General features: G+C 75.7%; 11 protein-coding genes and 1 tRNA gene. 6 read left to right on the top strand and 6 right to left on the bottom strand.

Features of this window, described 5'->3' with window-relative positions:
* Positions 1-223: 223 nt before the first annotated feature.
* Entirely contained in the window at positions 224-661 is a 438-nt protein-coding gene (locus tag ACGFS9_RS05415) for a DUF4442 domain-containing protein (protein WP_393251274.1), read from the bottom strand.
* 524 nt (positions 662-1,185) lie between these two features.
* On the opposite strand from ACGFS9_RS05415, the gene ACGFS9_RS05420 reads away from it, so the two are divergent.
* Both ACGFS9_RS05420 and ACGFS9_RS05425 read left to right on the top strand, forming a co-directional pair.
* On the top strand, positions 1,186-2,253 hold the full coding sequence (locus ACGFS9_RS05420; RefSeq protein ID WP_393250992.1) for a hypothetical protein: 1,068 nt from the start codon (positions 1,186-1,188) through the stop codon (positions 2,251-2,253).
* 169 nt (positions 2,254-2,422) lie between these two features.
* Positions 2,423-3,787 (top strand): MFS transporter, encoded by a 1,365-nt coding sequence (locus tag ACGFS9_RS05425; protein WP_393250993.1) that lies wholly within the window; start codon positions 2,423-2,425, stop codon positions 3,785-3,787.
* Here the strand turns inward: ACGFS9_RS05425 and ACGFS9_RS05430 are convergent.
* Both ACGFS9_RS05430 and ACGFS9_RS05435 read right to left on the bottom strand, forming a co-directional pair.
* Entirely contained in the window at positions 3,749-4,594 is an 846-nt protein-coding gene (locus ACGFS9_RS05430; RefSeq protein WP_393250994.1) for a spermidine synthase, read from the bottom strand. The two genes, ACGFS9_RS05425 and ACGFS9_RS05430, sit on opposite strands and share 39 nt — an antisense overlap.
* A gap of 645 nt (positions 4,595-5,239) precedes the next feature.
* Positions 5,240-5,324: transfer RNA gene (locus ACGFS9_RS05435), tRNA-Leu, on the bottom strand.
* Between the two features lie 186 nt (positions 5,325-5,510).
* Between ACGFS9_RS05435 and ACGFS9_RS05440 the strand changes: the two genes are divergently transcribed.
* From ACGFS9_RS05440 to ACGFS9_RS05450, 3 genes are all read left to right on the top strand, one after another.
* Complete coding sequence (locus ACGFS9_RS05440; RefSeq protein WP_393250995.1) at positions 5,511-6,836, top strand: M20/M25/M40 family metallo-hydrolase; 1,326 nt, start codon at positions 5,511-5,513, stop codon at positions 6,834-6,836.
* A gap of 191 nt (positions 6,837-7,027) precedes the next feature.
* On the top strand, positions 7,028-7,261 hold the full coding sequence (chpH, locus tag ACGFS9_RS05445; protein WP_393250996.1) for a chaplin ChpH: 234 nt from the start codon (positions 7,028-7,030) through the stop codon (positions 7,259-7,261).
* Positions 7,262-7,455: 194 nt separating this feature from the next.
* Entirely contained in the window at positions 7,456-8,436 is a 981-nt protein-coding gene (locus ACGFS9_RS05450) for a chaplin (protein ID WP_393250997.1), read from the top strand.
* Positions 8,437-8,541: 105 nt separating this feature from the next.
* On the opposite strand, the gene ACGFS9_RS05455 is transcribed toward ACGFS9_RS05450, so the two are convergent.
* A complete protein-coding gene (locus ACGFS9_RS05455) occupies positions 8,542-8,730 on the bottom strand; it encodes a DUF5703 family protein (protein WP_081223519.1) in 189 nt (62 codons plus the stop codon).
* Between the two features lie 47 nt (positions 8,731-8,777).
* On the opposite strand from ACGFS9_RS05455, the gene ACGFS9_RS05460 reads away from it, so the two are divergent.
* Positions 8,778-9,473, top strand: coding sequence for a hypothetical protein (locus tag ACGFS9_RS05460; RefSeq protein WP_393250998.1), 696 nt, complete (start codon positions 8,778-8,780; stop codon positions 9,471-9,473).
* A 319-nt stretch (positions 9,474-9,792) separates the two neighbouring features.
* Here ACGFS9_RS05460 and ACGFS9_RS05465 read toward each other — a convergent pair whose 3' ends face one another.
* Positions 9,793-12,141, bottom strand: a complete 2,349-nt coding sequence (locus tag ACGFS9_RS05465; protein ID WP_393250999.1) for a helix-hairpin-helix domain-containing protein — start codon at positions 12,139-12,141, stop codon at positions 9,793-9,795.
* Positions 12,138-13,121, bottom strand: coding sequence for an aldo/keto reductase (locus tag ACGFS9_RS05470; RefSeq protein ID WP_393251000.1), 984 nt, complete (start codon positions 13,119-13,121; stop codon positions 12,138-12,140). Before ACGFS9_RS05470 ends, ACGFS9_RS05465 begins: the two co-directional genes overlap by 4 nt.
* Positions 13,122-13,418 lie beyond the last annotated feature (297 nt).

The following is a 13,418-nucleotide window of genomic DNA, read 5'->3' on the forward strand; positions in this document are numbered from 1 at the left end:
GCCACACCGGCGGCGGACCGTCACGCCACCGCCCGGCGCGCGGCCCGGACGCCGTGAGGTCGACAGAGCGTCATGTCGTCGTGTCGCCATGTCGTCAGGTCGGCGGAGGCAGCGTCGAGGCGACGGGCGGCCGGGGCGCGGCGGCGGGGCGGTCTCGGCAGCGACCACGGGTGCGGAGGCGGGCCGCCGGTCCCGGCCGGGGGCCGCGCGGGCGGCCCCGGGCTCAGCCGTTGGGACGCAGGGTCCAGACGACCGTCATCTCCCCGGTGACGGCCCCGTCGGCGCGCTGGATGGCGATGGCGACGGGGAACTCGGGGCGGCGGCCGGCGTCCAGTTCGGCGACGACCTCCGCGGCCGGCCGGCCGAGCGTCGCGGTGGCCGTGACCGGGCCCATCGCCAGCTTCTTGTAGGCGATCTCGGCGCGTACGGCGAGCGGGACCGCCCGGGAGAGCTGGTCGCCGAACGCGGCCAGGACGATCGCACCGCTGGCCGACTCCCCCAGGGTGAACATGGCGCCGGCGTGCGGGCCGCCGACGTGGTTGTGGAAGTCGCCCTGGTCCGGGAAGGCCACGACGGCCTTCTCCGGAGTCGTCTCCACGAACTCGAGGTTCAGGGTCCGGGCCATCGGCACGGTCGCGGCGAGCATCTCGCCGATCGTCATCTGGTCTGCGCTCATGCCTGGATGTTACCCATGGGTAGCAAACCTTGACCAGCCCGGCCGCGCCCTGCCTGGTTCCGTCTTCGGGCGGACCGCGGGCCGAAGGGAGGCGCGCGGCGGCCCCCGAGCGCCGGCGCGGGCCTTCGGGGAGCCGGGGCGGGCCCTCGCGCCGGAGCCTCACCTGCCGGACGCCGTCGCCTCCGGGGGCGTCGTGCCCGGGGCCCCACGGCGCGGGCGTCTCGCGTGCGCCGGACGCGCCGACTCCGTCCCGTCGCCCCGCCCCCGCCCCCGCCCCGGCGGGGACGGCACGCACTGCCGTGCCGGCCGTCTCGGGGGCCACGGCGATCGGGCGGAACGCCGCGGACCGCGCAGAGCGCGCGGACCCGCCGGCCGTCCGGGAGCCGGAGGCAGGACCCGGGCGGGAGGAGGGCAAGCCCGGAGCAAAGGGGGGAAAGGGTCCTGCCGGCCCCGTCCGACGGGGGACCGCCATGGCACACGGGTCACCGGCCCCTCTATCGTTACCGGCCATGTGGCCAGGACAGCAGCCGCCCGGGGGCGAGCAGAACCCGCAGGACCAGAACCCGTACCAGCAGCCGGGGTACCAGCAGCCGAATCCGTACCAGCAGCCCGGGTATCAGCAGCCGGGCGGGCAGCCGGGGTCACAGCAGCCCGGACCGTACGGACCGCCGCAGGGTCACCAGCAGTGGGCGCCGACCGTTCCGATCGGCGGGCCGCAGCCGTCCGGCGGCAAGGGCGGCGGGGGCGGCGGCGGCGGCAACAAGACGAAGATCACGGCGATCGTCGCGGCCTCCGCGGTCGTGATCGCCGCCGGCGTCACCGCGGCGGTCGTGCTGGGCGGCGGCAAGGACGACGCGGCGGGCGGCGACCCGTCCACGTCACCCAAGGCATCGGCGTCCGCGTCCGCCTCGCCGACCACCGGCGGCACGGGCGGCGACGACAACCCGCGCGGCGGCGACGGCGAGAAGCCGACGATCGACGGCTGGAAGGTCGTGGTGAACCCGAAGTGGGGCACCGCCTTCGACGTGCCCGCGGACTGGAAGGTCGAGACGCCGGGCACGTTCATCGGCTTCGAGGACGACAAGAAGGGCGACGGCTCCGTCCTGATCGGCATGTCCGCGCCCGCGTTCCTCAAGGAGAAGTGGTGCACCTCTGACGACGACAAGGACGGCCACGACAGCGACACGTCGCTGGCCGCCGCGGGCACCAAGGGCCAGAGCGGCGCCAAGAACACCGAGGACGTGGCGCGCAACGACTCCGCGTGGTGGGTGTTCGGCGGTTACACCGACCAGGAGGACTCCTCCAAGAAGCTCCTGAAGATCGGCAAGCCCACGGCGTACACCACGGACTCGGGCGTGAAGGGCAGCGTCGCGACGACGTACTCCACGGGGGTCGCCAAGAAGGGCAAGTGCGACTCCGACGGCAAGGCCACCACGTTCGCCTTCAAGAACTCCGCGGGCGACTTCGTGTCGTGGACCTTCTACGGCGCCAAGGGCGTCAAGGAGGAGGTCTCGGACGCGACCGTGCGGAAGATCCTCAGCACGGTGCGGCTGCACGGCGACCCGACCGGTTCGTGACCCCGGGCCGGTCGGTCCTCGGGTCCGGCCGACCCCACCGCGGTGACGTCCCGGGCCGGGACCGACGGGCGTCGGCCCGCGAGGTGCGCCGCACCGCCGTGCCGGTCGGCGCCGGTGGCTCCCGTGACCGGGTTTGGCATGGCGGACCCCGGGCGGCGATAGTCTCCGGGTGATCCCCGCCGCCCCCCGCCGCCACCGCCCCCGACGCCCGTCCTGGGCGGGCCGGAACTACACGCTGCTGACCGCCGCCGCGGTCGTCACCGGTCTGGGCAGCCAGGGCGCGCTCATCGCGGCGGCGTTCGCGGTGCTCGCCGCGGGCGGCGACGGCGGGGACGTCGGTCTGGTGGCGGCCTCCCGGACCCTGCCGCTGGTGCTGTTCCTGCTGATCGGCGGGGCCGTCGCGGACCGGCTGCCACGGCACCGGGTGATGGTGGCCGCGAACGCGCTGAACTGCGTCTCCCAGGGAGTCTTCGCCCTGCTGGTCCTCGGTGGTCACGCGCACCTGTGGCAGATGATGCTGCTGTCCGCGCTCGGCGGCACCGGCCAGGCCTTCTTCGGGCCGGCCGCCGAGGGCATGCTGATGTCCTCGGTCGACGGCGAGCAGGCGAGCCGCGCGTTCGCGGTGTTCCGGATGGCGATGCAGGGGGCGGGCCTCGGCGGGGCGGCGCTCGGCGGCGCGCTGGTGGCCGTGATCGGACCGGGCTGGGTGCTCGCCGTGGACGCGCTGGCGTTCGCCGCGGCCGGGGCGATGCGTTCGTTCCTGGACGTCGGCCACATACCGCCGCGCGAACCCGGCGGCGGTCTGTTCGCCGATCTCCGCGACGGCTGGCGCGAGTTCGTCGGGCGACCGTGGCTGTGGACGATCGTCGCCCAGTTCTCCGTGGTCGTCGCCGTCGTCGGGGCCGCCGACGCGGTCTACGGTCCGCTCGTCGCCCGCGACAGCCTGGGCGGGCCGGGGCCCTGGGGGCTGGCCCTCGGCGCGTTCGGCGCCGGAACCGTCGCCGGCGCCCTCCTGATGACCCGCTGGAAACCCCGGCGGCTGCTGCTCGTCGGCACGCTGTGCGTGTTCCCGCTCGCGGCGCCCGCCGCCGCGCTCGCGGTGCCGGTGCCGGTGGGCGCGCTGTACGCCGTGATGTTCGTCAGCGGTCTGGCGATCGAGGTGTTCGGCGTCTCCTGGATGACCGCGCTGCACCAGGAGATCCCCGAGGAGAAGCTCTCCCGGGTGTCGGCCTACGACTGGTTCGGCTCGGTCGCCATGGTCCCGCTGGCCACCGCCCTTGCCGGACCCGCGGAGCAGGTCCTCGGGCGGACCTCCGCGCTGTGGGGATGCTCGCTGCTGGTCGTGGCGGTCACCGCGGCCGTTCTCTGCGTGCCGGACGTACGCAACCTCACCCGGCGGACCCGGCAGGTGGCGCAGCGCTCCCCGGTCTCCCCCGCCGACGGGGTTCCGCTGCTCGGCGCGGAGGGCGCCGAGGCGGCCGGCCCGCCACCGGCGTCAGCCGATCCCGAAGGCTCCGCCGGGAGGCTCGGGTGAGGGCACCGCGTCCTCGTCGGTGACCGGCGCGGCCCCGGCCACGAACCTCTCCAGGGCGGCGCCGTGCTCGACGCGCGCGGGGAAGGCGTCGGCGGCGGTACGACGTGCCAGGGCCGCCGTGTCGAGCGGACGGTGGGAGGCCACGAGCACGGCGTTGCCGAACCGCCGTCCGCGCAGCACGCCGGGTTCGGCGACGAGTGCGAGTTCCTCGAACACCGTGGCGAAGGTGGCGAGTTGGGACCGGAGGAAGCCGAACGGCGCCGCGTCCGCGAGGTTGGCGAGGTAGACGCCGTCGGGACGCAGGGCGCGCTCGGCCGCGCGCGCGTAGCCGGTCGACGTCAGATGGGCGGGGATGCGCGAGCCGCCGAAGACGTCGGCGATCAGGACGTCCGCGCGGTCGGGTCCGGCCGCCTCCAGCCACTCCCGGGCGTCGGCGCCGTGCAGCGTCGTACCCGTGCCGGGCGGCAGCGGAAGGTGGGTGCCGATCAGCGCGAGCAGCGCGCGGTCCGCCTCCACGACGTCCTGCCGTGAGCCGGGCCGGGTCGCGGCGACGTAGCGCGGCAGGGTGAGGGCGCCGCCGCCGAGGTGTGTGACGTCCAGCGGGCGCCCCGGCTCCGCGACCGTGTCGAGCACGTGCGCCAGCCGGCGCGTGTACTCGAACTCCAGGTGCGTGGGCTCGTCCAGATCCACGTACGACTGCGGGGCGCCGTCCACGGTCAGCAGCCAGGCCCGCCTGCGGTCCACGTCGGGCATCAGCTTCGCGGTCCCGTGGTCCACGGTCCGCGTCACGGGTATCGGCTCGTCCACGGCTCCATTGTGCGGCCTGCCGGCGGCACGGCCGCGCGGAGCCCCGCCGGGGCCCGAGCCCGCCCCCTCGGGACGCCCGCCCGTCGGCCGACCTCCCGCGGCGCGGCCCCCGCGGGCCGACCTCCGCCGGCGGACCTGCGCACGGGCGGGCCGTGGACGGGTCTGTGCACGGACCCGGGGCCGAGCCCGTGCACAGACCGACACGAAACATCCGCGTGGACGGGGCCCGGGGACAGACCGGAGGGCAGACCCGCGGACGGGTCTGTGCACGGACCCGGGCGCGAGCCCGTGCGCAAACCGACACGAACATCCCCGTGGACGGGGCCCGGGGACAGACCGGAGGGCAGGCTGGACAGGCCCGAGGGCAGATACGGCCCGCGGGCGGACCCGCGGGTGGGCCGGCGGGCAGCCCCTCGGGTCAGCCCGCGGGCGTGCCGGGGGCTGACCCGAGGGCGGGGGGGGGGGCGGCGCCGGGGGCCCCCGGCCCCCCCCCCGGCCCCCGCCCCCCCCGCCCCCCCCCCGGGGCCCCGGGCACCCCCCCCCCCGCGGGGGGGGGCCCCCCGGCGGCGGGGGGGCCGCCCCCCCGGGGGGGGGGGCCCAACCCGGGGGGGCCCCCCCCGGGGGGGGGGGGCCCCCACTTCGCTGTGTCCGAGGGGGGACTTGAACCCCCACGCCCGATAAAGGGCACTAGCACCTCAAGCTAGCGCGTCTGCCATTCCGCCACCCGGACAAGGTGTCTGTCGCGCTGGTTTCCCTCGCGGCGACAGGGAAAACATTACCAGGCTTTCCGGGGGGTCCCGATCACCCCCCGCCGCGGCGGGAACGGCGGGGCGGGCCGGTACCCGCCCTTGGGAGGAGAGCCGCCGGAGAGAGAGGATGAGGAGGACCACCAGCGGCGACAGCGGGAGGAAGCAGCGTGAGCGACACCGGCACGACCAGCAGCGTCACGGGCCAGGACGAGGTCGTGGACCTCTGCCGCGAGCTGATCCGGATCGACACCAGCAACTACGGGGACCACTCGGGCCCGGGGGAGCGCCAGGCCGCGGAGTACGTCGCCGAGAAGCTCGCCGAGGTCGGGCTGGAACCGCAGATCTTCGAGTCCCACCCCGGCCGCGCCTCCACGGTGGCCCGCATCGAGGGCGAGGACCGCTCGCGGCCGGCGCTCCTCATCCACGGGCACACCGACGTCGTGCCCGCCAACGCGGCGGACTGGACCCACGACCCCTTCTCCGGCGAGATCGCCGACGGGATGGTGTGGGGCCGCGGCGCGGTCGACATGAAGGACATGGACGCGATGACCCTCGCGGTGGTGCGCGAGCGGATGCGGACCGGCCGCAAGCCCCCGCGCGACATCGTCCTCGCCTTCCTCGCCGACGAGGAGGCCGGCGGCACCTGGGGCGCCCGGCACCTGGTCGACGAGCACCCGGGCCTCTTCGAGGGCGTCACGGAGGCGATCGGCGAGGTCGGCGGTTTCTCCTTCACGGTCAACGAACAGCTCCGGCTGTACCTGATCGAGACCGCGCAGAAGGGCATGCACTGGATGAAGCTGACCGTGGACGGCACCGCCGGCCACGGTTCGATGATCCACAAGGACAACGCCATCACCGAGCTGTCCGAGGCCGTCGGACGGCTCGGCCGGCACACGTTCCCGGTCCGCGTGACCAAGACCCTGCGCCACTTCCTCGACGAGCTCGGCGACGCCCTCGGCACCGAACTCGACCCCGAGAACATGGACGAGACGCTGGCCAGGCTCGGCGGGATCGCCAAGCTGATCGGCGCCTCGCTGCAGAACACCGCCAACCCCACCCAGCTCGGCGCCGGCTACAAGGTGAACGTCATCCCGGGGCAGGCCACCGCCCACGTCGACGCCCGCTTCCTGCCCGGTCACGAGGAGGAGTTCCTCGCCGACCTCGACCGCATCCTCGGTCCGCGCGTGCGGCGTGAGGACGTGCACGCGGACAAGGCCCTGGAGACCGGCTTCGACGGTGCCCTCGTCGAGGCGATGCAGACGGCCCTGTCCGCCGAGGACCCGATCGCGCGTGCGGTGCCGTACATGCTCTCCGCCGGCACCGACGCCAAGTCCTTCGCCGACCTCGGCATCCGCTGCTTCGGCTTCGCCCCGCTGAAGCTGCCGCCGGAGCTGGACTTCGCGGGCATGTTCCACGGCGTCGACGAGCGGGTCCCGGTGGACGCGCTCCAGTTCGGCGTCCGGGTCCTGGACCGGTTCATCGACGCGTCCTGACCTCGGCGCCGCGGCGGGTCCCGGCCCGGTGCCGACGGCTCGTCGCGGCGTTGACGCCGCCATTCGCCCGCCCGTGCGAAGCTCGCCCGGCACGGGTGAATGTGACGATCAGCTCGTAGCTCTACTACTCCCTCCTCGTTACAGGTGTTGCGATCGGCTACTTGGATCGCTTGTGCCTACTAGGAGGAATAATGATCAAGAAGGTCGTCGCCGCCGCTGCCGCCACGGGTGGCCTGGTTCTCGCTGGTGCGGGCCTGGCCGTCGCCGATTCCGGTGCTCAGGGTGCCGCCGTGCACTCCCCGGGTGTCGCCTCCGGCAACGTCGTGCAGGTGCCCGTTCACGTCCCGGTGAACGTCTGCGGCAACACGGTCTCCGTGATCGGCCTGCTGAACCCCGCCTTCGGCAACACCTGCTTCAACAAGTGACGAGGCGCCCCGTCGGGTGACGGGGCCGCCCCCATGGGCTCGCCTCATGCGGGTCACTTCGTGAAGGTCCGGCTCGCCGGCCCCGGAGTGCGCGCCATGCGCTCCGGGGCCGGCCCGCTCCCGCGCACACCCCACCCGGACGTGTGCGCGTTCTTGATGGTCCACGTCCCAAGGACTGAGGCAGGGATACAGCTATGCGACAGGTCACCCGCAAGGGCCTGATCACCGTGGCCGCGGCGAGTGGAGTGATCGCCGTGACCGGCGTCTCCGCGCACGCCGACTCGGGCGCGAACGGCTCGTCGGCTCACTCGCCCGGAGTGCTGTCGGGCAACACCGTGCAGGCACCGGTGCACGCGCCGGTCAACCTCTGCGGCAACACCGTCAACGTGGTCGGGCTGCTCAACCCGGCCGCCGGCACCACGTGTGCCGACCAGGGCGGACGCGGCGGCTCCGCCGGCGGCCACGGCGGATCCCACTCCGCCGGCGGCTCGCACGCTGGCGGCCACGCCTCGCGCTCACCGGGCGTCGGCTCCGGAAACCACGTGCAGGTGCCCGTCGACGTCCCCGTCAACGTGTGCGGCAACAGTGTCGACGTCATCGGCATCGGCAACGCGGCGGCCGGCAACGACTGCGCGAACGGCTCCGGCGGCCACTCCACCCGCCACCCCGGCGGCGGCCACCCGGGAACCCCCGGCCACCCGGGTCACGGCGGCAACCCCGGGACGCCGGGTCACGGCGGCCACCCGGGTCACGGCGGCAACCCCGGAACCCCCGGCCACCCGGGTCACCCCGGGCACGGCGGTCACGCGGGGCACCCCGGCAAGCCCGGCCACGGCGGGCACCAGGAGAACGGGCACCACGGCCACCACGGCCGGGGCGACGGCCACCCCGGTGAGCCGGGCGGTAACGGGAACCCCGGCCGGCCGGGAACGCCGGGGCAGACCGGCGGCACGTCCACGCCCGTCGGCGGGGGCGGCCACCAGGGCGGGATCTCGCAGGTGGCCCACCGGGGAGCGGACTCCGCGGTGCGGACCCCCGCCACGGCCGAGAACGGCCCCGCGGAACTCGCCCACACCGGCAGTGAGCTGCCCGTCGGCGCCGTCGTCCCCGCCGGAGCGGCCGCGCTGCTCGCCGGTGCCGTGCTCTACCGCAGGGCGCGCGCGGCGAGGAGGTGATCCGGGCGGGCACGGCTTCCACCGCGGCGCCGCCGCGTCGGGCGGAGCGCCGTGATCGTGTGGGCCCCGCGCCGCGGGGCCCACACGCCCTCCCGGCGGGTCACGTCACCACGTGGCCCGCACCTGGCGGATGATCCGGCGGCGCAGCCGCACTCTGCGGCTGCCGTCCCGGAGCAGGCTCAGGCGGTCCAACTCCCAGTGACCGTACTCGGCATGGTCCGTCAGCAGGCGCGTCGTCTCCTTGCGGGAGACCCCGCGCGGCACGTACACGTCGACAAATTCGTATTCCGGCATCGCATCTATTGTGCGGGCACCGGCCCGGTACGGATAGCGTCTGCACTATGTCTGATGCTGTGCAGCCCACCGCTGCCGAGGTACGAGCCGCCGCCGAGGCGGTCAAGACCGCCCTCGACCGTCACCTGGCCGCGGTCGAGCGCAGGACGGGCGACGACGACCCGGCCGTGTACGAGGCCTTCAACGAGCTCGCCGCGGCGGCCGAGGAGTACGACGAACTCCTCTACGACCGCTACGACGAGGTCACCCCGTTCGAGATCCCCGGCGGTGACGACGAGCTGCCGCCCTACACCGGACCGGAGGAGCCGAACACGCTGAGCGTGGTGATCCGCCGGGACTACGCCGTGGTCGAACCGCAGCGGCTGCTGGCGCAGGCCCAGCGCGTGGAGGCGGTGGAGGAGGACGGCGCCACGGCGAGCGAGGGATTCGACGCGGCGTCCGGCACCCTGCACGGGGCGCTCGGCATCCTCTTCGGCGAGTTCGAGCCGGACGAGATCGCCTCGCGGCACAAGGAGTTCGGGCTGGAGGAGGGCGACTCCACCCTCTGGGTGACGGCCGGCGACGAACCGCCCGAGCCCGGCGAATGGCTGGAGGCGCCGTTCGAGGCGATCGACCCGCAGAGCGTGGTGTGCCGCTTCGACGTCAGCGCCGTGTTCGACGACGAGGCGGACGACGAGGATCCGGACGACCCCGGTCCCGGCGGCAAGTCCGCGGCCGGCGGCCCGGTGGGTGCGGATCGCTGAGGCGCGCCCGCCCCGCACGCCGCCGAGCGGCATGAGCGGGCGTGCCCGCCCGTACGGGGGTGGCGGTCACCCGGGATCAGGGTGAGCGCCGCCCCCGTCCGCGTGGGCCCCGGCCGGGAGCGGGCGCCCGGCTCGGCCTCCGGTGCCCCGGCGGGCGCCTCCCGCACGGGAGGCCGAGCCGGGCGCCCGCCCGCCGCCGTCCGGGCAGGCGCCGCTCGCGCCGGGCCGGTCGCCGGGCCACCGCCCACGGCCGGGTCACCGGCACGGCACCGCGCCCGGCGGACCGCCCGCGGCGTCCGCACGGTCGCGGGGGGTGACTTCAGCCCGCCGCCGGCGCCGGTGCCTGGGCCTTCAGCAGAGCCGGCAGCCGAGTGGTGCGGGGCTTGTGCGGGACCTCGGCCACGGCCCGCTGCAGAGCCTGTTCGACCCCGTGCACGACGGACAGGTGCCGCTCGGCCCGCCCGAAGGCCGTGTACACCCAGGGGCGGGTCAGCGAGGCCGCCGCGTCCCCCGGCAGCACCACGACTGCGGCGGGCCAGCGCAACCCGACCGCCTGGTGCGCGGTGAGCGCCCAGCCGTGCCGCACGGTCTGCTCCACCCGCTCCTTGGGGACGACGACGGGTCCGCCCGCGCACTCCAGGTGCAGCCCCGCGGCGTCGGCCGTCACCACGCGACCGGTCAGGACCCGGCCCGGGGCGGGGGAGTAGGCGATCCGGTCGCCCGGGTCGAAGCCCCCGAAGCGGCCGGGCCCCGGGTTCAGCCGCTCCTTGAGCGCGGTGTTCAGCGCGCGGGTGCCGACGGCCCCACCGTGCCCGGGCGTGATCACCCGGGTCTCCTCCGCGGGAATGCCGATCGCCCGGGGCACCGAGTCCGCGACGAGTTGGACCGCGCGGTGCACCGCTTCGCCCGCGTCGCGCACCGGGACGATCACGACCTCCTTGCCGGGGGCCTCGACCTGGGCCAGCTCGCCGACGCCGATGCCCGAGACCAGCTCGCCCACCGGGCCGGGATCGGGTGTCCGGGAGGCGACCTGGGGGCAGGCGCGGGTGGCGAGCAGGTCCGCGAAGACCCGTCCGGGGCCCGCCGACCACAGCAGCGCCGGGTCGCCGCTCAGCACGAGGCGGGCGCCGTCCGGCACGGACTCGGCGAGCACGGCCGCCGTCTCCACGTCGAGAGCGGGCGCGTCCAGCACGACCAGGACGTCCAGGTCCAGTGCGCCGTCCGCGTCGCGGCCCGGCCCCTCGGCGCCGGACAGCAGCCCCTCGACGGTGGCGGTGCCGGTCGGCTCGCCGCCGCCGGTGTCCCGGCGCTCCTCTCCGTCCACCAGCGCCGCCAGACGGTCGCGGCCGTCGGGCGTGTGCGCCGCGACCCAGCCGCGCAGGCCGAGGCCGCGCGCCGCGCCGAGCAGCGCCGCCACCTCGGACCGGGAGGCGTCCCCGCCGGTGTGCAGGACCAGCCCGTGGGCGGCCACGGCCCGGATCAGGTCACCGGCCGAGCGGGGTGCCGCACCGGCGGCCTGTTCCCAGTCGGCGGCCGGGCCGTCCGAGGCGGGCACCGAGTTCATCACCCGGCCCAGTGCGTCGGCGAGACTCTCCTCGGCGAGCGCGTACCTCTCCAGGCCGATCAGGACGCGCACCGGGCGCTCCTCGCTCGGCTCCTCCGCGTCGTCCTTCGGCGCGCCGGGCCCCTCGTCCAAGGCGTCCTGGAAGACCAGGGCGTCGCCCTCCGCGATCGCCGCCTGCACGGCCGCGTCCGGATCGGGCACCGCGTACCGCCCGAGCGCGGCGGTGAGCGCCGAGGCGTCCAGCGCCGTGTGCCCGGCCACCGCGGCCTGCTCCAGGAGCCACACGGTCAGCGCCCGGCCGCGCCGCTCGTCGTCCGGGCCGCAACCGGCGCCCAGCAGTGCCCGCGCGAAGCCGTCGGCCGGCTCGGGCCGCACTCCGGCGACCCGCAGCAACTGCCAGGGATCCTCGCGCAGTTGCCCGTCGGCTCCCTCGCCCAGGACCGCGACGGCCTGGGCGGCGAGCGTCTGGGGTGCGCCCGCCTCGGTCAGCACCGCGCGGACGGCGTCGACCGCCTCGCTCGGGACGGCGCTCGGCGGAGCCGGGCGGTCCGCCTCAGGGCGCGCCCTCCGCTCCGGTTCCCGAACGACCCGGCGCGGAGCGGGGGCCGGCCCGGGGAAGGCGGTGGCCACGGGCTTCTCGCCGCTCTCCACGGCCCGCACGGCGGCGAGCAGGTCGGCCGCGGTGCCACTCAGCTTGGTCCCGGCCTCGATGGGCGCCTGCCGCTCCGCCCTGCGCCGCTCGATCCGCTCCCGCTCCAGCCGCTGGGCAGCCAACTCGGCCGCCGCCTCGGACACCTGGGCGGCGGCCTCGCCCTCTGCGGCCGCCGCGGTCTCCGCCGGAGACTCCGCCCCGGTCGAGGCCCCGGACTCCGCGCCGGTGTGTGCGCCCGCTGCGGTCGCGGGGTCCGTGCCCGCGTCCGGGCCCTCACCCTCGGGGCGGGGCGCGTCGGTGCCGTCCGCCGCGTCCGGCGGCGTGCTCCCGTCACCGGAACGGTCCCCGCCCCCGGGGTGCGGGCCGGAGCCGTCCGCCGCCGCGGCCGTGTCCCGCTCCGCGCCCGGCGCCCCCGGCTCCGCTTCCTCCGTGGTCTCGGGCTCCGTGCTCACAGCGTGCTCCAGTCGTGATCGGGATAGTGGTGCACCGGGGCCGACACGTCGTCGAGCGCCCGGCAGATCTCGTCAGGAAGACTAAGGGTCTCCACTGACAGAGCGGCCGTGAGCTGCTGCGCGTTGCGCGCGCCGACGATCGGCGCGGCGACCCCGGGCCGGTCGCGGACCCAGGCCAGCGCCACCTGGAGCGGCGTCACGGCGAGGCCGTCCGCCGCGATCGACACCGCGTCCACGACACGGTTCGCCGTCTCGTCGAGGTAGGGCGCGACGAACGGGGCGAGGTGCTCCGAGCCCCCGCGCGAGTCCGCGGGAGTGCCGGCCCGGTACTTGCCGGTGAGCACGCCGCGGCCGAGCGGGGAGGAGGGCAGCAGACCGATCCCCAGGTCCAGCGCGGCGGGCAGCACCTCCCGCTCGACGCCCCGCTGGAGCAGGGAGTACTCCATCTGCGTGCCGGCCAGCCGGGTGCGTATGCCGGGGGCGGCGAGCTGCCAGGTGGCCGCCTTGGCGAGCTGCCAGCCGCAGAAGGTGGACACGCCGGCGTAGCGCGCGCGGCCGCTGCTGACGGCCAGGTCGAGGGCCTGGAGCGTCTCCTCCAGCGGTGTGCCGGCGTCGTAGGCGTGCACCTGCCACAGATCCACGTGGTCGGTGCCCAGCCGCTCCAGCGAGGCGTCCAGCGCGGACAGCAGGTGGCTGCGCGAGCCGTCGAACCGGCGCTCGGGATCGGGCACGCTGCCGGCCTTCGTCGAGATGACGAGGTCCCGGCGCGGCACCAGGCCCTCCACCAGGCGCCCCAGCAGGTACTCGGCCTCTCCGTCGCCGTACACGTCCGCGGTGTCCACGAGCGTTCCGCCCGCCTCCCAGAACGTCTTCAACAGGTCCGCGGCGTCGTGCTCGTCGGTGTCCCGGCCCCAGGTGAGGGTGCCGAGTCCGATCCGGGACACGCGCAGGCCGGTACGGCCGAGATGCCTCTGCTCCATGAACGCCGAGATTACTGTCCGGAACCGGCCGCGTGGGGGCCTGTGGACAACCGAATTCCGACCGTTCGGCGCCCCCGGGCGTCCCGGGGTCCCGGTGCGGACGGCAGACCGGCGCACGCGGGCGCACGGACGGTGCGGCGGGGCGGTGCCGCCCCGGTGCGGGGCGTGCGGAGGGAGTCCGCCCGCGACGCCGCCGGGGCCGGACGCGGAAGGCCGAAGCCGCCGCTCCCCGACCGGGCCACCCGCGCGCTAGGGTCTCGGCCAAGGGACGTTACTGATCGGTAAGGGGATTCGGCC

The sequence above is a fragment of the Streptomyces sp. NPDC048566 genome, from assembly GCF_043199735.1.
In the GTDB taxonomy this organism is placed as follows: domain Bacteria; phylum Actinomycetota; class Actinomycetes; order Streptomycetales; family Streptomycetaceae; genus Streptomyces.

What these genes read in the sequence shown, in the direction of transcription:
- ACGFS9_RS05415 (WP_393251274.1), bottom strand. Translation starts at nt 661, where the DNA reads ATGACGATCGGCGAGATGCTCGCCGCGACCGTGCCGATGGCCCGGACC.
- ACGFS9_RS05420 (WP_393250992.1), top strand. Translation starts at nt 1,186, where the DNA reads ATGTGGCCAGGACAGCAGCCGCCCGGGGGCGAGCAGAACCCGCAGGAC.
- chpH (WP_393250996.1), top strand. Translation starts at nt 7,028, where the DNA reads ATGATCAAGAAGGTCGTCGCCGCCGCTGCCGCCACGGGTGGCCTGGTT.
- ACGFS9_RS05450 (WP_393250997.1), top strand. Translation starts at nt 7,456, where the DNA reads ATGCGACAGGTCACCCGCAAGGGCCTGATCACCGTGGCCGCGGCGAGT.
- ACGFS9_RS05455 (WP_081223519.1), bottom strand. Translation starts at nt 8,730, where the DNA reads ATGCCGGAATACGAATTTGTCGACGTGTACGTGCCGCGCGGGGTCTCC.
- ACGFS9_RS05460 (WP_393250998.1), top strand. Translation starts at nt 8,778, where the DNA reads ATGTCTGATGCTGTGCAGCCCACCGCTGCCGAGGTACGAGCCGCCGCC.
- ACGFS9_RS05470 (WP_393251000.1), bottom strand. Translation starts at nt 13,121, where the DNA reads ATGGAGCAGAGGCATCTCGGCCGTACCGGCCTGCGCGTGTCCCGGATC.